The sequence below is a fragment of the Rhizobiaceae bacterium genome (genome assembly GCA_023953835.1).
Lineage (GTDB): Bacteria > Pseudomonadota > Alphaproteobacteria > Rhizobiales > Rhizobiaceae > Mesorhizobium_G.
In genome coordinates this window covers 2,356,564-2,375,409 of the sequence record JAMLJB010000001.1, presented here as the reverse complement: position 1 = coordinate 2,375,409, position 18,846 = coordinate 2,356,564, and the positions used below count along the sequence as shown (strand labels likewise).

Sequence of the window (18,846 nt, the reverse complement as noted above, 5' to 3'; positions counted from 1 at the left end):
GGGGATGGCCGCGACGATCTATTCGACCCACGCACTTCACCCCGTGGCGGAAGAAATGTTGGGCAAGGCAGGCAGGCTCGTCGTGGCCTCCTCACTCGATGAAGGGGTCCTGATCGAGGAGGGGAGTCAGGCCGAAATCATCATCGTGCGCGCGCCCCTGCCGCCTGCCTTGTTCGCCGATGCACCTCGCCTTCGCGCCGCGATCCGGCATGGCGCCGGCATCGACATGATCCCGTTCGAGCAGGCAACGAGTGCAGGCGTGTTGATCGCCAATGTGCCCGGAGCAAATGCGCGCACAGTGGCTGAACACGTGCTGATGTGCTCGATGATGCTTTTGCGGCGCTTCCGCATGGTTGACGGCGACCTGCGCAGCAAGGGTTGGTTCGCCGGCCGCGACCATGCAAATGCGGGGCACGACATCGGCGCACAAACACTCGGCATCGTTGGATTCGGCAATGTCGGGGCGACGCTCGCGCAAATGGCCGCAGACGGTCTCGGCCTGAAAGTGCTGGCACACAACCGCGGCCCTCGTCAGGCGCAGGGCGTGACGTTTCTCGACCTCGACACATTGCTCGCCGAGGCCGATATCGTCGTTCTGTGCTGCCCGCTGACGGAAGAAACGCGCGGGCTGATCGATGCGCGTCGCATCGCGCTGATGAAGCCCGGCGCGCTGATCGTCAACGTTTCCCGTGGCCCGGTGATCGTGGACGAGGCGCTGATCGCAGCGTTGAGAAGCGGGAAGATCGGCGGCGCGGCGCTTGACGTTTTCACCGAACAGCCCCTGCCCCCCGATCACGCCTATTTCAGCTTTCTGAATGTGATCATCACACCGCATATGGCAGGCATCACCGAGGAATCGATGATGCGCATGGGCGTCGGCGCGGCGCAGGAAGCCCTGCGCATTCTCGGCAATGAATTGCCGCGCAACCTGCGCAATCCCGAAGTCGTCCGGCATTACCGGCAGCGTTTTCCCGAATAGCTATCCAGCGTGACGCAGGCTGAGCCCGCTTGAGCGGTCGAACAGCGCGACCTTGCGCGGGTTCCAAGCAAAGCGGATTTCCTGTTCGATCTCGACATCGGTCGATGCGGGAACGGTGGCGCGCAGCATCGTCTCCCCGATGCGCAAAGTGACGATCTTTTCCACGCCGTGGTTCTCCACATCGTGCACCGTCGCGGCAATCGGCGCGCCCGACTCCAGCACCACGTCCTCGGGCCTGATGCCGAATGTGAGCGGGCGATCCGCGCTCGCCGACTGTGCCAACCCCTCATAGGGCAGCTCGAAGGTGCGCGGCGCGATAACGGCCTTGCCGCTGACCAGCGAACCCTCAATCAAGTTCATCGGAGGCGACCCTACGAAACTGGCCACGAAAGTGTCGCGCGGGTTGTCGTAGATTTCCTTCGGCGTGCCGGTCTGGACGAGGCGGCCATGGTTCAGAACACCCACGCGATCACCCATCGACATGGCTTCGATCTGATCGTGGGTGACGAAGAGGAAGGTTGCACCCAGCCTGCGCTGGAGATCTTTCAACTCGGTGCGCAGCGCCTCGCGAAGCTTCGCATCGAGCGCGGAAAGAGGTTCGTCCATCAGGAATACGCGCGGCTTGCGCACGATGGCGCGCCCGATGGAAACGCGCTGCATCTCGCCGCCGGAAAGCCGATCCGTCTTGCGGTCAAGAAGATGTTCGATTCGCAGCGTCTTTGCCGCGCGCGCCACGCGCTCCCTGATTTCGTCGTCAGGCACCCGGCGGATTTTGGACTTCAGCGGAAATTCGAGATTTTCCCGAACGGTATATCGCGGATACAGCGAATATTGCTGAAGCACGAGCGCAACGTCGCGCTCGGCCGCACCCCAATCGCCAACATCGACGCCATCGATGAAAACCTGGCCGGACGTCGGCTTTTCAAGCCCGGCGACAAGCCTGAGTGTAGTTGTCTTGCCTGCGCCGGTCTCCCCCAGCAGCACGAAGAACTGCCCGTCCTCGATCTCGAGGTTCAGGTTCTTCAGCGCCGTGTGGCGGCCAAAGGCCTTGGTGACGTTCTTGAGTTGAATATGGGCCATGTCAGCGTACTTGCCCCTGCATTCTGGAAGACCCCTGAAGCATCATCAAAGCCTCACACCAAGGCTGTTGCCACTGGACGTGTCGAAGAAATGCGCTTGCGCGGGATCGATCCGGGCATAAACCTTCTCGCCCGGTCGCTCGACATAACCGCTGCGGGTGCGCGCACGCAAAAGCTGCTGACCGACAACCAGATCCACAATGTCGTAGGAACCAAGCGGCTCGATGAGGTGTGTCTCGACAGGCAGATAGCCTTGCCTTTCCTCACGGGAGACAAGCACGCCCTCCGGGCGGATGCCGAGCGTGATCTCGCCATTGCGCCCCTGCGCAGCGTCGAGCTGGGCGGTGAGCGCTGCCGGAAAACCAAATCGGCTGTCTCCACCACCCAGCCCCACTTCGGTGCTGTTCCGGGACGACTTCACATCTGCCGCCGCTATATTCATCACGGGACTGCCGACGAACTGGGCGACAAAAAGGTTTGCGGGTCGTGCATAAACCTCGGTCGGGCTACCGACCTGCTGGAGCCTGCCTTCATGCATGATGACGATGCGATCCGCCAGGCTCATGGCTTCGATCTGGTCATGCGTCACATAGATCGTGGTCGAGCCCTGTTTCACATGCAGGCGCTTGATCTCGGCCCGCATTTCCTCCCGCAACTTGGCATCCAGCGCGCCGATGGGTTCGTCCATCAACATGGCCTTCGGTCGCCGGACCAGCGCACGACCGATCGCCACGCGCTGCATGTCGCCGCCGGAAAGTGCGGATGGCCGCTTGTCCAGCAGGTCGTTGATCCGCAGCACCTGCGCAATCTCACGGACGCGCTTGTCGACATCGGCCTTGCTCATGCGCGTGGCGCGCAGCGGAAATGCGATGTTCTCGAACACAGTCATATGCGGGTAGAGCGAGAAGGACTGGAACACCATTGCGATGTCCCTGTCCGAACATTTGAGATGCTGCACCGGCTGGCCGTCGATGAGTATATCGCCGGTGTCGATGGTTTCGAGCCCGGCGATGGCGCGCAAGGTCGTGGTCTTGCCACAGCCGGACTGGCCGAGAAGGACGATGAATTCGCCGTCCGCAATGCTGAGGTTCATGTCCTTGATGACCTGCAATGCGCCGAAATATTTCTGCACGTCGCGCAGTTCGATGCTGGTCATTGAACCGCCTCCCCGGAATGGCCCGAAGCTTCATCATCGTCGGGCACCACGGCTGCGGCCTCGCCGCCGAACCAGTTGGTCAGCATGAAGGTGACCAGTCCGATGATGATGATGGTCAGGCCGTAGCGGTGCAGGAAAAGGACCAAGGGCTGGCAGAGCGCGATGATGCCAAGCACCATCACGACCTCCGCAATTCTTTGCAGTTTGTCGGCCCGGATCATTTGCGGATCGCTCCGAAGGTGACGCCGCGCAGGAGGTGGTTGCGCAACAGGAATGTGAAGATGGCCACAGGCAGCAGGAACAGCAGCGTACCCGCCGCGATCACGGTCCAGTCCGGCAGGCCGGAGCCGACCTGGCTTGGGATGAACGGCGGGGCCGTCTGCGCGCGCCGGTTGGTCATGATGAGCGCGAAGGCATATTCGTTCCACGCCGTGATGAAGCAGAACACGGCGGTGGCGGCGATGCCAGTCGCGGCTTCAGGCAGCACAACCTTGAAGAAGGCCTGCATGCGTGTGTAGCCGTCCACGAGCGCGGCTTCCTCGTACTCCTTCGGAATCTCGTCCATGAAGCCCTTCATCAGCCAGACAGAGAAGGAAAGGTTGAACGCCGTGTAGAGAATGATCAGGCCGAGATGGGTGTCGTTGAGCCCGACGGCGCGATACATCAGGAACATCGGGATGGCGACCACCACTGGCGGCAGCATGCGCGTCGACAGGATGAAGAAGAGCAGGTCCCCCTCCCCCTTCACCTTGAAGCGCGAGAAACCGTAGGCTGTGAGCGTCCCCATCCCGACCGCAAGGATGGTCGAGATGGTCGCGACAATCAGCGAGTTCATGAACCGGCTGGGATAGCCCGACCACTGCACATTGCCCTTGCCGTCGCGCGTGACCTTCTCGCCGCCGTCAAACACCATGCGCTCCCACCATGGAGCGGCCGCGTATTCTTCCGGCGTGGGTGGCGTGCGCAGTTGCGAGCGCTTGGTGAACAGCTTCACGAAAGGCGACACTTCCGGCGTGAACACCACTGTCGGCGGAATGGTTGTCGACAGGTTGCGTGGCTTGAACGCCGTCGAGGCGATCCAGTAGATCGGCGCGAGGAAGATCAGCGTGACGATCAGCACGCCCGCAATTGCGAGCTTGTTGAGCGTGCGCTCCGTGGAAGTGGTGACGGCTGCCATTGTCTCAGCGCTCCTTCACCTTGTTCAGGTATTTGACGTAGATGTTGGTGATGGCCAGCACCATGAGCAGCACGATGTAGGCGAGCGCGCAGGAACGCCCCGTCTGCCATTCCTGAAACGCCATCTTGTAGAGCCGGATGGAAATGACCTCGGTGGTCGGCTGGGTCGACAGGACATAGGCAAGGTCGAACGTCTTGAATGCTTCCATCGTACGGAAGATGATGGCGATCATCAGGATCGGCGCAACCAGCGGCAGCGTGATGCGAAAGAACGTGTAGAAAGGTCCGGCACGGTCGATTGCGGCGGCTTCGTAGAGGTGCTTCGGCACGGCTGACAGCCCGGCCAGCGACAGCAGCATGACGAACGGCGCCCACATCCAGATGTCCGTGATCGCAACGGCATAGAGCGCCATGTCGGCATTGCCCAGCCATTCGAAATTACCGAGGCCAAGCGCATAGTTGATGATGCCGAAGGAAGGATCGTAAAGCAGCTTCCAGAACAATCCCACGACCGCCATCGAAAGCATCATCGGCAGCAGCAGCAGGGTCGTGAGCAGGCCCTTGAACGGAATGTCACGGTTCAGCAGCATGGCGGTTCCGAACCCGACGATCACCTGCCCGACCACCGAAACGATCACATATTTCGCGGTGACCGAGAAATTGTTCCAGATGTAGGGGTCGTTGAGCAGCTCGCGATAGTTCTGAAGGCCGACGAAGTTCGCGGGCGCATTTGTCGAGGCTCGAAAATCCGTGAACGAATATCCCAGCGAATAGATCAGCGGAAACACGTTGAAGATGATCAGGAACAGAATTGTCGGGATGATGAAGAGATTGCGGATCGACAAATCACTCATGCCGCGCGCCGCGGCACGTGATTGCGGATCCAAGGTGGTCAAAGCAACTGTGGCCACTTCTGGTTCCTTTTGATTCTTCACGCGCGGAGGCGGAAGGGCGGGTCAGACCGCCCTTCCCGAACTCAAGCTATTGGTGGCGACCGTATTTCTTGAAGGTCGCGTCCCAGTCGGCAGCGAGAGCGTCCAGCGTCTCCTTCGAGGTTCCCTGGCCGTTGACGACGTAGGGGTAGACGCGCTGGTTCAACGCGGTCAGCAACTCCGCATATTCCGGAACAGCCCAGAAATCCTTCACCTTGAACATGGTCTCGTAAAAGGCCTTGTTGTAGGGCGTTGCATTCTGGAACTCAGCGGATTCGAGCACGGATTTGTTGCAGGTATAACCGCCGAGCTCGGCCCATTTCTTCTGGACATCGTCGCGGATGAACCATTCGAGGAATTTCATCGCCTCTTCCTTGTTCTCGGAATAGGAGACGACGGAAATGCCCTGGCCACCGAGTGCCGCGAACTGGTCGCCGCCAGGCCCTGCCGGATTGGCGAAGAAGCCGGTGTTCTTGGCATTCGGGTTGGAAGCTTCGTTCACCAGTGCGGGGAAGAAGGCGAAGTAGTTCATGCTCATCGCAGCCAGGTTCTCGGTGATCGCCTGGTTGTTCTCAACGAAGAAGGCATTGGTCCAGCCGGGAGGCGTGAAGCCAAACAGCTTGCGATAGTCCTCCAGCGCCTTCACGTTCTGATCGGAGTTGATGATCCCGTCGACCTTGTAGGTGCTGTAGTCGCCGAGTTCGCCGCCATAGGAGAAGATCGCGTTCTCGACGCCCATCGCCAGACCGTCATACTGGTTCTGCGTGTAGATCGCGACGCCGTAACGCTTTTCATCGGGACGATTGAAAAACTCGGCAATCTCCAGCAGTTCCTTCCAGGTTTTCGGAGGCGCGAGATCGTAGCCATATTTGGCTTTGAAAGCCTCCATTTCCTTGGGGTCTTCGAACCAGTCCTTGCGGTATGACCAGCCGACGGCATCGCCTTCGGTCGGGATCGACCAGTACTTGCCGCTGTTGCCCGGATACTCTGCATAGAACTTCACGGTCGCCGGAGCCATTTTCTCCAGCACCTTGTTGTTGTTCACAAAATCGGTGAGGTCCACATAATGGCCGCCTTCGGAGGCGGCGCCGAGCCATTGGGAATCGCCGACGACCAGATCGTATGCCGAACCCTTCGCGTTGAACTCCGCAAAGGCCTTCGTCTGGAAATCGGCCCAAGGCGTGGTTTCCACCGTCACCTTCACGCCGGTTTCCTTCTCATATTCGTTGACGAGTTCCTGGAGATAGTTCGCCGGATCCCACTCGGCCCAGAAGATCGTCAGTTCCTGAGCAAAAACAGATGTGGTGCATGCCAGCGATAGTCCGATGCCAGCCAAAAGGCCGGTTAGTCTCTTGCGCATGATGGTTCCTCCCTTTCGCGCGCGCTGAGTTGCCGCTTACGGGCGTGTCTGTCCGTAGAGCGGCAGCAATGACTGGAACGCTTTTTTGGCTAGGGCCCTCCCTTGCCCCGGGCTCCGGCAGATTGCCTGCCTGAACCTCTCCTCATTCCAAACTGGTAGTACCAAATTTCCTAGGTCGTCAAGCACATTCCTGCATTTCACGCAGACTTGTCATTAACTGGTCTAACCAGATAGTCTGTTTTCAGGCTACGATTTCCTCCTCCGTTGCCCGAATGAGCACTGATGCAGCCCAGCGGCTGACCGAAAGGGCCTCATCTGCTTCGAGGCCCCAAATATCCTTCAGAATAATCAGCACCTCAACCCCGAACAGAAGCGACAGGGCCTGTGCCAACCTGTCGAAGCGCCGCTTGTGAAGGCGCTGGCCCAGCGGTGCGATTGCGCTCCGAAGGAGGTCCACGCGATGACCCCGCGTGAACTGGACTTCCTCGCCGAGCGTTCCCGCCTGACGCTTTGCCCATTGCTCCAATGACAGGCGCAGTGCCGCCTTGAACGTGGCCTCGAACTCGTCGATGCGCGGCATCGACCGATCCAGAAGGTCTGTCATGCGCCGCTCGGCGCTCGCGGACCGGGACTTCCAACTGAGAATGGGACCGAGCGCTTCATGGACCACGGCCTGCACGAGGGCGGCCTGGCTTGGGAAATAGCGGTACGCCGTTGCGCGCGAGACGCCGGCCGCCTCCGCAACCTCACTGACCGAAGGTGTCTGGCCTTGCTGCATCAGCCGCATTGCCGTTTGCAGCATCAGCTTGCCCGTGCGCGCCCTCGGCCCGCCCTTGCCTGCCTGTGGGTCACCGCTCGATTGACGTGAGACATCCATATCAATATGATACGCGCGTCTCATAAATTTGCAATGCCATCTGCGTGGGTCAGCCGAAGCCGCAGAGCGGAGGTCACAAGGAGGAAGCGCGCATGAAGCGCGTCTACGTCGTCGGCACCGCCGACACGAAGGGCGAGGAACTCGCGTGGCTCGCCGAGCGGATCGAGGACGCGGGCCTGCCTGTCACACGGGTCGACGTGGGCACGCGCAGCGCGAGCGTCAGCGTCGACGTTCCCGCCGAAATCGTCGCCGCGCATCATCCCGAAGGCGTCGCCGCCGCGCTCGGCACGGATGACAGGGGCGCAGCCGTGACCGCCATGGGCGTGGCATTCGCCGAATATCTCGCCACCTGCACGGATTTGGGGGGTGTGATCGGTATTGGCGGCGGGGGCGGTACCTCAATCATTACAAGAGGCATGCGCGCATTGCCGCTCGGTATGCCGAAGCTGATGATCTCGACGCTCGCTTCGGGCGATGTCTCACCCTATGTGGATATTTCAGACATTGTCATGATGCCGTCAGTCACCGACTTCGCCGGGCTGAACAGGCTGGGCCGAACCATTCTTCACAACGGCGCTCAAGCCATTGCAGGCATGGTGCGCAATCCGGCGGCCATGGAAGAAGGAAAGCCGGCCATCGGCATGACCATGTTCGGCGTCACCACGCCTTGCGTGATGGCGATGACCGAACGACTGCGCGACCGCTATGACTGCATGGTTTTCCATGCAACGGGCACCGGGGGGCGGTCGATGGAAAAGCTCGCCGACAGCGGCCTGCTGTCCGGGATCATCGACATCACCACCACCGAAGTCTGCGACCTCCTGCTGGGCGGCGTGCTGCCGGCAACGGAGGATCGCTTCGGTGCGGTGGAGCGCACCCGGCTCCCCTATGTCGGTTCGGTCGGCGCGCTGGACATGGTCAATTTCTGGGCGCCCGCAACCATACCGGACCGATACAAAGGCAGGCTCTTCTACGAACACAATCCGAACGTGACGCTGATGCGCACCACGGCGGACGAGTGCGCGCGGATCGGAAGCTGGATCGCCGAGCGGCTCAACCGCTGTGAGGGCGAAGTGCGTTTCCTGATACCGGAAAAGGGTGTTTCGGCCATCGACATGGAGGGCGGCCCGTTCTTTGACCCAAAGGCGGACGCGGCGCTCTTTGAATCCATCGAAGGCACCTTGCGCACGAGCGGCCATCGCAGGCTGGTCCGCCTGCCCTTCCACATCAACGACCCGCAATTCGCAGGGGCGGCTGTGGCTGCCTTCAACGAAATCGCCAACCGCTGAGGTTCCGCATGCCCGCCATCCCACGCAAGCAGATAGTTGAAAAATTCCAGGACATGGTGAAGCGCCGCGTCCCGATCGTGGGCGGCGGCGCCGGCACCGGCCTTTCCGCGAAGGGCGAGGAAGCAGGCGGCATAGACCTTATCATCATCTACAATTCGGGCCGCTATCGCATGGCCGGTCGCGGCTCCGCCGCTGGGCTTCTCGCCTATGGCAACGCCAACGAGATCGTCAAGGAAATGGCGGTGGAAGTGCTGCCAGTAGTCAAGCATACGCCAGTGCTCGCAGGCGTGAATGGCACCGATCCCTTCATCCTGATGCCGCGCTTTCTGGCAGAACTGAAGGAGATCGGCTTTTCAGGGGTCCAGAACTTTCCCACCATCGGCCTGTTCGACGGCGTCATGCGGCAGAGTTTTGAAGAGACCGGCATGGGGTTCGGGCTGGAGGTGGATATGATCGCGCAGGCCCATGCGCTGGACCTCCTGACCACACCCTATGTGTTCAACACCGATGAGGCTGCCGCAATGGCGAAGGCCGGCGCGGACATCATCGTCGCGCATATGGGCGTAACGACAGGTGGCACCATCGGCGCGACGAGCGCGAAGACGCTCCAATCCTGCGTGGGCGAAATTGACGATATTGCGGAAGCGGCGCGCAAGGTGCGCAATGACGTGATCGTGCTGTGCCATGGCGGGCCGATCGCAATGCCGGATGACGCCGACTTCATCCTCAAACACACGAAGAACTGCAACGGCTTCTACGGCGCGAGTTCGATGGAGCGGCTGCCCGTGGAGATCGCGCTCGCCGAGCAGACCAGAAAATTCAAATCCATCCAGTTTTGACGCGGGAGTAATCCATGCCATCGCCAGACAAGATGTTCATCTATCCCAGTGATGTCTCCGCTTTCGGCTTCGACTGGGGCAGGCTTTCGCTCACGGTCGGGCCGGAGGTCAACGGCGCGCGGCAGTTTTCGGCGGGTGTCGTCGACCTGCCTCAGGGCCAGGGCCATTCAAGGCACAACCACCCCGGCGCGGAAGAGATCATCTTCGTGATTTCCGGCAACGGACAGCAGATGGTCGAGGATGACGACGGCAATCCGGTCACGCGCGATGTCGGTCCCGGCTGCACGATCTTCGTACCCGAAAGCCGGTTCCACTCGACGCTGAACACCGGCGACGGCCCCATGCAACTGTTCGTGGTGTATTCTCCCGTCGGCCCGGAGGCCGCGCTGCGCGAGCTGCCCGATTTCAGGCTGCTTCCCCCAGGAAGCTGACGAGGTCAGCGCAAGCGCGGCACTGTCTATCCCGCCACGTTCCAGCCGCGTCCGCGATCGCCGTACATCTCATAGCCGCTTTCGGTGATCGCCACGGTATCTTCAAGCTTGATGAAGCCGCGCGAGGGATGAAGCATCGTCGTCTCCACTGAGATGACCATGCCTGCCTCTAGCGGGTGCGCAGCATCGACGCCCTCATAGGTCACCGGATGATTGGTCATCAGGAATGGCACCTCGTGGCTGATGACCCCCATGCCGTGTGCAAAGAAATCCGTATAAGCGGCAACCGGCGATGCCTTGAGCACCGCTTCCGCGCCTGCGATCATCTCGCTTCCCAATGTGCCGGGACGGCAGAGACCGAACGCCGCCTGCTGCACGGTTTCGACTTCCGCCAGCAGGTCCTGCAACTCTGAATCCGGTTCTCCGCGCACGCCCATTCGGCAAAGGTCCCCGATATATCCGCGATAGTTTCCGCCGGAGTCCAGCGAAAGCACCTCGCCCTTGCGCCATTCCTGCGCAGACACCGCGCGATTGTGGCTCGCGCCCATCGCAATCAGACAATATTCGAAATGCAGTCCGCGATTGGTCTCCTCGCGCCGGAGCGCATCAACGATCTCGCTCTTGGTTGCCGCCTCCGGCTGGCCGTGGAACACGGCGAGCATTGAATCCGTGATAAGTTCTGAAGCCTTGCGCAGCTTTTCCATTTCAGCAGGCGATTTGAGGGCGCGCAACCGCTCCAGCATGCCGGTCGCATCGACAAAGACAGCATCCGGCAGCCCGTCCGCAAGGACTTGATAGGCATCGAGGGGCAGGAAGGACGGCTCAATGCCGATGCGACCGCCCGCCTTTCCGATTTTCCTGAGATGCTCCACGGCAAGGCGCGCCGCGTCTGTCGCGCCCCAGGCGGCAGCCTGAACGCTCGGCGTCCAGAAGGGATTGACCGCATGTTCCGACCCTTCCATGCGGTTGCCCACATAGCCCGCATGGTCGGGTTTACCGCGCTCATAGATGAGGAACGGCAGATATCGGCTGTGACCGATCGCATCCATCGCCGCAAAGAAGATGAAGCGATAACCGCCCAGCAGATATTGCACATTGTGCTTTGAGGTCGCGAGCAGGACATCGATCTCAGCTTCCGCCATCAGGCGATCGGCACGTGCGCTGTCAAAGGGAACCGTCACAGCCAATACTCCTCCCGGGCAATAACTGGTAGGACCAGACTATCCAGAACTGCGGCGATAGCAAGTCGCCTTGGCTGGAACCGGCGCTAGATGCCCGAGCCGTCGAGTTCCTGCTCGTCCTCGCCCTCCCAGGGCCCGGGCCGTGCGGCAGCAAGATTGGCGGTCGGCAGCGGCATCCAGCATTTCAACTCCGGCTCCGCATAGCCGATGACGCAGCCGGGCGATGAATCCACGGCTCGCCAGCCTTCCGCCCCGAACTGGTCGGCAGCCGACCAGTATGCCACGTCCACGTCGGCCCCACCCTGCTCCACGGGGCGCACGGTCACGAGAATGCGACTGCCGTCCCTGGGCGCGCTTTTCATGTGCCGCCAGTTGCCGAATCCTTCCATGAACTCCTCCAATCGCGTCGACTTGCACCAGCCTCAAAATGGCATTGTGACCCGTTGCGTCAAAATGCGTGATTCCACACCTGCAAATAAATGCTCTCAAATGCCAAAACGGCAATCGCGGCATTGCCCTTCGCTGTCCTTTTCGCTATCTCGGCTTAGCTTTTTCCTGGAGGGGCATTCTATGGCTGACCATGCACCTGGCGGACCCGTCGAAGTCGGCGCATCGATGGACTATGCGGAACACGACAAAACCTACCATATGTTCCTCGCCTTAGCGAAATACGGCTCCCTGTTCTGCGCCGCCCTGCTCATCGCCATGGCCTTCGGCTTTTTCACGAGTGCGGGTTTTATCTCCAGCATCATTCTTTTCGTGCTGGTGTGCCTGGTCGGCGGCTTCCTGCTGCGCTGATCCAATCCTGAAACTCCACCGGATGGCGGCCGCGCGTCAGAACGGCCGGACGGTGGCTCCTGCGAGGAGGTAGATGCAGTGGGACAGACAATCTTCATCCCGCGCGAGGTCGATCCGAACGAGCAGCGCGTGGCGGCCTCGGCGGACTCGATCAAGCGCCTCGTGGGCAACGGCTTCGACGTGATCGTGGAATCGGGCGCAGGCACCGCTTCGCGCATCCTCGACGAGGATTTTGCCAAGGCAGGCGCAAAGATCGGCAAAACTTCCGATGCCGCGAAGGCCGATGTCGTGCTGAAGGTCCGCAGGCCGACTGAAGCAGAGCTGAAATCCTACAAATCCGGCGCGGCGGTGCTGGCGATCATGGACCCTTATGGCAACGATGCTGCACTTGCGGCGATGGCCAAAGCAGGCGTGACCGGCTTCGCGATGGAACTGATGCCGCGCATCACGCGCGCGCAGGTCATGGACGTGCTTTCCTCGCAGGCAAACCTGGCGGGTTATCAATCGGTGATCGACGCCGCATATGAATATGACCGGGCGCTCCCGATGATGATGACCGCGGCGGGCACGGTGCCGGCCGCCAAGGTGTTCATCATGGGCGTCGGCGTAGCGGGGCTGCAGGCCATCGCGACGGCGCGACGTCTCGGCGCGGTCGTGACCGCAACGGATGTGCGTCCCGCCGTGAAGGAGCAGGTCGCCTCGCTTGGAGCGAAATTCATCGCGGTCGAGGACGAGGAGTTCAAACAGGCCGAGACCGCGGGCGGCTACGCCAAGGAAATGTCGAAGGAATATCAGACCAAGCAGGCGGCACTGACGGCGGAGCACATCGCGAAGCAGGATATCGTCATCACAACGGCGCTGATCCCGGGACGCCCTGCCCCCAAGCTGGTATCGGCGGCCATGGTCGCATCGATGCGCGCCGGTTCCGTCATCATCGATCTTGCGGTCGAGCGCGGCGGCAATGTCGACGGCGCGGTACCGGGCAAGGTGGTCACCACGGCGAACGGGGTGAAGATCGTCGGCCACCTCAACGTTCCGGGTCGGGTTGCCGCTTCGGCGTCGCTTCTCTACGCCAAGAACCTTCTCGCCTTCCTTGAAACAATGATCGACAAAGAAACGAAATCACTGAAGGTCAATCGCGAGGACGAACTGGTCAAGGCGACCATGCTTACGGATGGCGGGTCGGTCGTTCATCCATCCTTCGCGAAAGCAGATGCAGCGCCCGCGCAGGAAGGCCCTGCCCGTCCGGCAGCTAAAAAGCCCGCTCCTAGGAAGGCGCCCGCCAGGAAGAAGGGGGATGTGTGATGAATGATTTCGACAAGGCCCTGGACCAACTCGACAACGCCATATCCGCCCTGCGGGAGGCCGCCCACAATGCAGTGACCTCTCCGGATCTGGCCGATGCCGCGGGTCAGGCCGCACATGCGGCTTCGGGCGGCGCGATCGATCCCTTCGTGTTCCGCTTCGCGATCTTCGTTCTGGCGATTTTCGTCGGCTATTACGTCGTATGGTCGGTCACGCCGGCTTTGCACACTCCGCTGATGGCCGTGACCAACGCGATCTCCTCGGTGATCGTCGTCGGCGCACTTCTCGCGGTGGGCATCTCGGCTTCGGGACTTGCCACCGGCTTCGGGTTCGTCGCGCTGGTACTGGCATCGGTCAACATTTTCGGTGGCTTCCTTGTGACACAGCGGATGCTCGCCATGTACAAGAAGAAGGACAAGTGACGTGTCCGCAAACCTTGCTTCCTTCCTCTACCTGATTTCAGGCATCCTCTTCATATTGGCGCTGCGCGGGCTTTCGCATCCGACGACCAGCCGCCAGGGAAACCTGTACGGCATGATCGGCATGGCGATCGCGATCGTCACCACGCTCCTGCTCGCCACACCTTCCTTCGAAGGGCTTGTTCTGATCGTCATCGGCCTTGCCATCGGCGGATCGGTTGGCGCGGTGGTCGCACGGCGCATCGCCATGACCTCCATGCCGCAGCTTGTCGCCGCCTTCCACTCCCTCGTCGGCCTTGCCGCGGTGATGATCGCAGCGGCGGCGATCTATTCGCCCGCCAGCTTCGGCATATTGGAGAACGGCCACATCCATGCGCAGGCGCTCGTGGAGATGTCGCTTGGCGTGGCAATCGGCGCGATCACCTTCACCGGATCGGTCATCGCCTTCCTGAAACTCGATGGTCGCATGTCGGGCAAGCCGATCCTGCTGCCCATGCGGCACCTGCTCAATCTTGCGCTTGGCGCCGCACTGGTGGTTCTCATTATCCTGCTGGTGTCGACTGAAAGCACGTTCTTCTTCTGGCTGATCGTGCTGGCCTCGCTGCTGCTCGGCATATTGCTCATCGTTCCGATCGGCGGCGCCGACATGCCGGTGGTCGTGTCCATGCTCAACTCCTATTCGGGATGGGCTGCGGCAGCGCTCGGATTCACGCTGGGCAATCTCGCCCTCATCATCACGGGCGCGCTTGTCGGCTCGTCGGGCGCGATCCTGTCCTACATCATGTGCAAGGGCATGAACCGTTCCTTCATCTCCGTCATTCTCGGAGGCTTCGGCGGCGAAACGGCTGCCGCTGTGGACGATGGCATCGAACGTACCGTCAAGCAGGGTTCGGCGGACGATGCCGCCTATCTGATGATGAACGCGCAGAAGGTCATTATTGTGCCCGGTTACGGCATGGCCGTTGCGCAGGCACAGCACGCGCTGCGCGAGATGGCCGACAAGCTCAAGGCACATGGCGTCGAGGTCAAATACGCCATCCATCCGGTGGCCGGGCGCATGCCGGGCCACATGAACGTGCTGCTTGCCGAAGCAAACGTGCCTTATGACGAGGTGTTCGAGCTTGAAGACATCAACTCGGAATTTGCGCAGGCCGATGTGGCCTATGTCATCGGTGCAAACGACGTGACCAACCCGGCGGCGCGCGACGACAAGTCATCGCCCATCTATGGAATGCCCATCCTGGATGTCGACAAGGCGCGCACCTGCCTGTTCGTCAAGCGCTCCCTCGGCTCGGGCTATGCCGGCATCGACAATACGCTGTTCTACAAGGACGGCACCATGATGCTCCTCGGCGACGCCAAGAAAATGACAGAGGATATCGTCAAGGCGATGGACCACTGATTCAGTTTCATCGCGTTTGGCCATCAAATCAAAGGTCCGGCAACATCTGCCGGACCTTTTTGTAAGCGATCAATATCCGCCAGAACTCAGAGTGAAGCGCGTTACGCCTGCAGCGACATTCAAACCCGCCTGCTGCTGAACGCTGATGGGCTGAAGTAAGAAGCTCTGGTCCGATCCCCCTCCGAGCACATTCGCGCCAACTCCGCCGGCGGCGGTTGCCTCGGCACTCACACCGAAATAGCTGCCCGACAAGGATCCGGGCGCGTACGCGTTGTCACCGACTGCCATGACTTTCCATTGCATCACCTTGTGGCCCGTCGCGCCAATGTTAAGGCCGAATTTCTCGATCCTGCCGACATACGGCTCCGGCCTGCTAAGTCCGCCGAGTGGTGTATAGGTGCAATGCACGTCGCGATCCGACCGAAACACCTCGATCTGGCCGGGTTTGCTCACCACACAGTCGAGCCAACCAATCTCGACACCGCGCGCCTGCGCGGTCATCGGCATGAGAGAGGCTGAAAGTCCTGCGGCTGCGACGAGCGTTGCCATTTTGATGCGCATTTGAATTCTCCTTTCAGACGACCCGTTGGGGTGTCCCTGCCGGAAAAATGCGCGATAGGCGGGCTTGTTCCGATCCGCCTTTCAACAATTCTGACAGATTGTTGCGGCTCGCTCAGGCGCCTGTATCAAGCTCCGGCACCCGCAGTGCGCGCCAGCCCGTCGATGGCCGGCTTATAGTTGGGATCGAGGCGCTTTGCTTCCTTGTAGGACCGCGCGGCCTTGGCATTCTGGCCCTGCTTCTCATAAACCAGCGCCTGGTTGGCCCAGCTTTCCGCAATCTTCGGATTGAGCTTGATCGATGTATTGAAATCCGCGAACGCGTTGTCGAGCTGGCCGTTCGCAAGATAGGAAAGGCCGCGACCGTTATAGGGCTCCGGCGCGTCCGAAGCGAGCGAGATTGCAGTCGAGAAATCCTCGATCGCAAGCGCATGCTGCCCCCGGCTCTGATAGAGCAGACCGCGATTGTGATATGCACGCGGGTCGGTCGTGTCGAGTTGTATGGCCTTCTGGAAATCGCTGAACGCCGCCTGCGTATTGCCGGATAGGCGGTAGAGGTTGCCGCGACCGATATAGGCGGCATCATAGTTCGGGTTGATCTGTATGGCCCGATTGTAGTCGTTGAGCGCGGCCTGCTGGTTGCCCATGTACCGCTGAATGAGCGCTCGATTCGCATAGGCCTGGTAGAATTGTGGATTGAGCTGGATCGCCCGGTCGAAATCGGCGAGCGCCTCGCGGTAGCGACCGCCCTTGCCATAGGCCGAACCGCGCACATTATAAGCTTCCGGGTCCTGCGAATTGCGGTTTACCACGGCGGAAAGCGAGGAAATATTCTCGCTGGATGCCTGCGCCCGGTCGACCGTATTGAGATCGGTCACAGCTGAGGTCGATGTGCAGGCTGAAATCGATGCACAGCCAAGCAGCAACAGCGCGGCAAAGCCGATGTCGCGCCCGACAGACCTTGCATGCTTTGCATTCATCGCAACGATTCCTTGTTCCATCACCTGGAAGCGGTCCCGGAGAGGTTCATGACCGCGCCCGAAACACGTGAAAAGGCGGCGGCGTTCGCACGCCCCCGCCTTGCAGCTATCTCGTGAAAGAGACGAAAACTTGACGTATCAACGGGCCGGGCGTGCCGCCGCTCCGGCAGCAGCCGGACGTGCGCCGCCGGGCACCAGACCCTCGCGCTGTGCGCGCTTGCGAGCCAGCTTGCGGGCGCGGCGAACGGCCTCGGCCTTCTCGCGGGCGCGCCGCTCAGACGGCTTCTCGTAGTGACCGCGCATCTTCATTTCGCGGAAAATGCCTTCGCGCTGCATCTTCTTCTTGAGCGCGCGAAGCGCCTGATCAACATTATTATCGCGGACGAGTACCTGCACTGGCGATCCTGTGTTTCCGGTGTGAAAGTGAAAAAGCCAAGTTAGCAAATCCTGGCTCCGCGATGTCATTCCACCGCGAATTGCGGCGGGCATTAGCAGAATCAGCGACTGATGTCGAGGCCGAATGCGCTGATTTCTCGATGATTTGAGTCATTCCGCGGCAGCCGGACTGCTTTCGCCCCCGTCGGCGGAAGGATCGGCGGGCGCGGTCTCACTGCCGAGATCGGGAAAAGCGACGATCCGCCTGCCATGAAAGTCCGTTCTGACAACGACAAGCCCCTTTTCTTCGAAATAGGCGATGAGCCTTTGCGCCCGACGTTCCGAATGGGTTCCGTATGCGCGCGCCAGAACCATGTTCGACGGTGTCGGCGATCCAGTGATCGCAGCGCGCGCGAGCAACAGAAACACGCCCTGGAGATCATCCGGCAGGCCTTCTGAAAGCGAAAGCGCAGTGTTCCACGACCCGTCCACGCTTTCCGGCACCACGCCGGCGCGTGCCACCGCGAGTTTGCGCCGGAAAGCGGACAATGTCAGCGGCTCGCCCGGCACACGGCGAATACGGCAGCGAACGAGGAAATCCTGATAGAGCACCGCATCCGACCGATAGCCCGCGTCGGGATCCTCGATGATTTCAGCCAGCACCGCCTCGATCCCGGCATCGCGCTCCGCCTCGTCGATCACCGCGAAAACCGGCTGCTCGGGTATTGGAGCGTCAAATTTCGGCCTGGCCAGCTGCGCCAGTATGGCGGTGGTGGGAACAGGCGGGGGCTCACGCCGCAACGCCCTGACCGGCGCGTCGTCACCCGGTGCAAACACCAGATCATGCGCGTCTGCGGGCGCATCGGGCAACGGCGTCAGTTTCGGACTTGACGAACGTGCCGAGGTTTCGACTGGCCCTATGATCACCGGCAGCGGTCGTCGCGAAAGTGCCGGTCCGAGCGCAACGAAATGGCCCCGGGCCAAATCGCGAAACATCTCGGCCTGCCGACGGTCCATGCCGAGCAGATCGGCCGCACGCGCCATGTCGATGTCGAGAAAGGTGCGCCCCATCAGGAAGTTTGACGCTTCGGCGGCGACGTTCTTTGCGAGCTTCGCAAGCCGCTGCGTGGCGATGACGCCCGCCAGCCCGCGTTTGCGGCCACGGCACATCAGATTTGTCATCGCGCCGAGCGAAAGCTTGCGCGCCTCGTCGGAAACCTCTCCCGCCGCGGCAGGCGCGAAAAGCTGCGCTTCGTCGACAACGACGAGCACCGGATACCAGTGGTCGCGGTCCGCATCGAACATGCCGCCGAGAAAGGCAGCGGCGGCGCGCATCTGCTGCTCGACGTCCAGCCCTTCCAGATTGAGCACAACCGAAACACGATGCTGGCGGATGCGACCCGCGATCCGCGTCAGTTCATTTTCGGTTCGCTGTGCATCGACGACGACATGGCCGAAGCGGTCGGCAAGCGTGACGAAATCGCCTTCCGGATCGATGACGCAGTGCTGGACCCACGGGGCGCTTTGTTCGAGAAGGCGGCGCAACAGGTGCGACTTGCCCGACCCGGAATTGCCCTGGACGAGCAGGCGGGTGGCAAGCAATTCCTCGAGATCGAGCGACGCGTTTTTCGCGGCGCCCGTCGTTCCCATATCGATTTCGACCTTCATCGCGGGTGGTCTTAACATTCACCCATTCAGGATGCGACCGTT

At 61.1% G+C, this 18,846-nt stretch carries 21 protein-coding genes; 8 read left to right on the top strand and 13 right to left on the bottom strand.

Annotated features, from left to right (window positions below; translation table 11 throughout):
* The first annotated feature begins 4 nt into the window (after nt 1–4).
* Nucleotides 5–979, top strand: coding sequence for a dehydrogenase (locus M9924_11255; protein MCO5064976.1), 975 nt, complete (start codon nt 5–7; stop codon nt 977–979).
* Here M9924_11255 and M9924_11250 read toward each other — a convergent pair whose 3' ends face one another.
* The 7 genes from M9924_11250 to M9924_11220 all read right to left on the bottom strand — a co-directional run bounded on the left by M9924_11250 (nt 980) and on the right by M9924_11220 (nt 7,559).
* Nucleotides 980–2,059: an ABC transporter ATP-binding protein gene (locus tag M9924_11250; GenBank protein MCO5064975.1), complete on the bottom strand. Its 1,080-nt coding sequence runs from the start codon at nt 2,057–2,059 to the stop codon at nt 980–982.
* 45 nt (nt 2,060–2,104) lie between these two features.
* Entirely contained in the window at nt 2,105–3,214 is a 1,110-nt protein-coding gene (locus tag M9924_11245) for an ABC transporter ATP-binding protein (protein ID MCO5064974.1), read from the bottom strand.
* Complete coding sequence (locus M9924_11240; protein MCO5064973.1) at nt 3,211–3,435, bottom strand: hypothetical protein; 225 nt, start codon at nt 3,433–3,435, stop codon at nt 3,211–3,213. Before M9924_11240 ends, M9924_11245 begins: the two co-directional genes overlap by 4 nt.
* Complete coding sequence (locus M9924_11235) at nt 3,432–4,391, bottom strand: carbohydrate ABC transporter permease (protein MCO5064972.1); 960 nt, start codon at nt 4,389–4,391, stop codon at nt 3,432–3,434. Before M9924_11235 ends, M9924_11240 begins: the two co-directional genes overlap by 4 nt.
* A 4-nt stretch (nt 4,392–4,395) precedes the next feature.
* Nucleotides 4,396–5,301 carry a sugar ABC transporter permease gene (locus tag M9924_11230; GenBank protein MCO5064971.1) on the bottom strand — a complete coding sequence of 302 codons (906 nt, stop codon included), beginning with the start codon at nt 5,299–5,301 and terminating at the stop codon, nt 4,396–4,398.
* 70 nt (nt 5,302–5,371) lie between these two features.
* Nucleotides 5,372–6,682: an ABC transporter substrate-binding protein gene (locus M9924_11225; protein ID MCO5064970.1), complete on the bottom strand. Its 1,311-nt coding sequence runs from the start codon at nt 6,680–6,682 to the stop codon at nt 5,372–5,374.
* A 241-nt stretch (nt 6,683–6,923) separates the two neighbouring features.
* Nucleotides 6,924–7,559 carry a TetR/AcrR family transcriptional regulator gene (locus M9924_11220; GenBank protein ID MCO5064969.1) on the bottom strand — a complete coding sequence of 212 codons (636 nt, stop codon included), beginning with the start codon at nt 7,557–7,559 and terminating at the stop codon, nt 6,924–6,926.
* A 92-nt stretch (nt 7,560–7,651) separates the two neighbouring features.
* On the opposite strand from M9924_11220, the gene M9924_11215 reads away from it, so the two are divergent.
* From M9924_11215 to M9924_11205, 3 genes are read left to right on the top strand one after another with little or no spacing between them, the layout of a single operon-like run.
* Nucleotides 7,652–8,848 (top strand): Tm-1-like ATP-binding domain-containing protein, encoded by a 1,197-nt coding sequence (locus M9924_11215; GenBank protein MCO5064968.1) that lies wholly within the window; start codon nt 7,652–7,654, stop codon nt 8,846–8,848.
* An 8-nt stretch (nt 8,849–8,856) separates the two neighbouring features.
* Nucleotides 8,857–9,687, top strand: a complete 831-nt coding sequence (locus M9924_11210; protein MCO5064967.1) for a phosphoenolpyruvate hydrolase family protein — start codon at nt 8,857–8,859, stop codon at nt 9,685–9,687.
* 14 nt (nt 9,688–9,701) lie between these two features.
* Nucleotides 9,702–10,118, top strand: coding sequence for a cupin domain-containing protein (locus tag M9924_11205; GenBank protein MCO5064966.1), 417 nt, complete (start codon nt 9,702–9,704; stop codon nt 10,116–10,118).
* A 26-nt stretch (nt 10,119–10,144) separates the two neighbouring features.
* On the opposite strand, the gene M9924_11200 is transcribed toward M9924_11205, so the two are convergent.
* Together M9924_11200 and M9924_11195 are read right to left on the bottom strand one after the other, a co-directional pair.
* The gene (locus tag M9924_11200) at nt 10,145–11,260 is read right to left on the bottom strand and encodes a Xaa-Pro peptidase family protein (GenBank protein ID MCO5064965.1); all 1,116 of its coding nucleotides are present in this window, start codon (nt 11,258–11,260) and stop codon (nt 10,145–10,147) included.
* A 125-nt stretch (nt 11,261–11,385) separates the two neighbouring features.
* Complete coding sequence (locus tag M9924_11195; GenBank protein ID MCO5064964.1) at nt 11,386–11,688, bottom strand: hypothetical protein; 303 nt, start codon at nt 11,686–11,688, stop codon at nt 11,386–11,388.
* Between the two features lie 181 nt (nt 11,689–11,869).
* Here M9924_11195 and M9924_11190 point away from each other — a divergent pair, with 181 nt between their 5' ends.
* The 4 genes from M9924_11190 (at nt 11,870) to M9924_11175 (ending at nt 15,223) form a co-directional block, all read left to right on the top strand.
* Nucleotides 11,870–12,097 (top strand): aa3-type cytochrome c oxidase subunit IV, encoded by a 228-nt coding sequence (locus M9924_11190; protein MCO5064963.1) that lies wholly within the window; start codon nt 11,870–11,872, stop codon nt 12,095–12,097.
* A 78-nt stretch (nt 12,098–12,175) separates the two neighbouring features.
* Nucleotides 12,176–13,402, top strand: coding sequence for a Re/Si-specific NAD(P)(+) transhydrogenase subunit alpha (locus M9924_11185; GenBank protein ID MCO5064962.1), 1,227 nt, complete (start codon nt 12,176–12,178; stop codon nt 13,400–13,402).
* Nucleotides 13,399–13,824 (top strand): proton-translocating transhydrogenase family protein, encoded by a 426-nt coding sequence (locus M9924_11180; protein ID MCO5064961.1) that lies wholly within the window; start codon nt 13,399–13,401, stop codon nt 13,822–13,824. Before M9924_11185 ends, M9924_11180 begins: the two co-directional genes overlap by 4 nt.
* A gap of 1 nt (nt 13,825) precedes the next feature.
* Nucleotides 13,826–15,223: an NAD(P)(+) transhydrogenase (Re/Si-specific) subunit beta gene (locus M9924_11175; GenBank protein ID MCO5064960.1), complete on the top strand. Its 1,398-nt coding sequence runs from the start codon at nt 13,826–13,828 to the stop codon at nt 15,221–15,223.
* A gap of 69 nt (nt 15,224–15,292) precedes the next feature.
* Here M9924_11175 and M9924_11170 read toward each other — a convergent pair whose 3' ends face one another.
* The 4 genes from M9924_11170 to M9924_11155 form a co-directional block, all read right to left on the bottom strand.
* Complete coding sequence (locus M9924_11170) at nt 15,293–15,784, bottom strand: DUF992 domain-containing protein (protein MCO5064959.1); 492 nt, start codon at nt 15,782–15,784, stop codon at nt 15,293–15,295.
* A gap of 125 nt (nt 15,785–15,909) precedes the next feature.
* Nucleotides 15,910–16,761 (bottom strand): tetratricopeptide repeat protein, encoded by an 852-nt coding sequence (locus M9924_11165; GenBank protein MCO5064958.1) that lies wholly within the window; start codon nt 16,759–16,761, stop codon nt 15,910–15,912.
* A gap of 138 nt (nt 16,762–16,899) precedes the next feature.
* Nucleotides 16,900–17,157: a 30S ribosomal protein S21 gene (rpsU, locus tag M9924_11160; GenBank protein MCO5064957.1), complete on the bottom strand. Its 258-nt coding sequence runs from the start codon at nt 17,155–17,157 to the stop codon at nt 16,900–16,902.
* Between the two features lie 150 nt (nt 17,158–17,307).
* On the bottom strand, nt 17,308–18,804 hold the full coding sequence (locus tag M9924_11155; GenBank protein ID MCO5064956.1) for an ATP-binding protein: 1,497 nt from the start codon (nt 18,802–18,804) through the stop codon (nt 17,308–17,310).
* Nucleotides 18,805–18,846 lie beyond the last annotated feature (42 nt).

Coding starts and splice junctions, on each gene's coding strand:
- M9924_11255 (MCO5064976.1), top strand. CDS start 5: ATGGCCGCGACGATCTATTCGACCCACGCACTTCACCCCGTGGCGGAA.
- M9924_11250 (MCO5064975.1), bottom strand. CDS start 2,059: ATGGCCCATATTCAACTCAAGAACGTCACCAAGGCCTTTGGCCGCCAC.
- M9924_11245 (MCO5064974.1), bottom strand. CDS start 3,214: ATGACCAGCATCGAACTGCGCGACGTGCAGAAATATTTCGGCGCATTG.
- M9924_11240 (MCO5064973.1), bottom strand. CDS start 3,435: ATGATCCGGGCCGACAAACTGCAAAGAATTGCGGAGGTCGTGATGGTG.
- M9924_11235 (MCO5064972.1), bottom strand. CDS start 4,391: ATGGCAGCCGTCACCACTTCCACGGAGCGCACGCTCAACAAGCTCGCA.
- M9924_11225 (MCO5064970.1), bottom strand. CDS start 6,682: ATGCGCAAGAGACTAACCGGCCTTTTGGCTGGCATCGGACTATCGCTG.
- M9924_11220 (MCO5064969.1), bottom strand. CDS start 7,559: ATGGATGTCTCACGTCAATCGAGCGGTGACCCACAGGCAGGCAAGGGC.
- M9924_11215 (MCO5064968.1), top strand. CDS start 7,652: ATGAAGCGCGTCTACGTCGTCGGCACCGCCGACACGAAGGGCGAGGAA.
- M9924_11210 (MCO5064967.1), top strand. CDS start 8,857: ATGCCCGCCATCCCACGCAAGCAGATAGTTGAAAAATTCCAGGACATG.
- M9924_11205 (MCO5064966.1), top strand. CDS start 9,702: ATGCCATCGCCAGACAAGATGTTCATCTATCCCAGTGATGTCTCCGCT.
- M9924_11200 (MCO5064965.1), bottom strand. CDS start 11,260: ATGGCGGAAGCTGAGATCGATGTCCTGCTCGCGACCTCAAAGCACAAT.
- M9924_11195 (MCO5064964.1), bottom strand. CDS start 11,688: ATGGAAGGATTCGGCAACTGGCGGCACATGAAAAGCGCGCCCAGGGAC.
- M9924_11190 (MCO5064963.1), top strand. CDS start 11,870: ATGGCTGACCATGCACCTGGCGGACCCGTCGAAGTCGGCGCATCGATG.
- M9924_11170 (MCO5064959.1), bottom strand. CDS start 15,784: ATGCGCATCAAAATGGCAACGCTCGTCGCAGCCGCAGGACTTTCAGCC.
- M9924_11165 (MCO5064958.1), bottom strand. CDS start 16,761: ATGAATGCAAAGCATGCAAGGTCTGTCGGGCGCGACATCGGCTTTGCC.
- M9924_11155 (MCO5064956.1), bottom strand. CDS start 18,804: ATGAAGGTCGAAATCGATATGGGAACGACGGGCGCCGCGAAAAACGCG.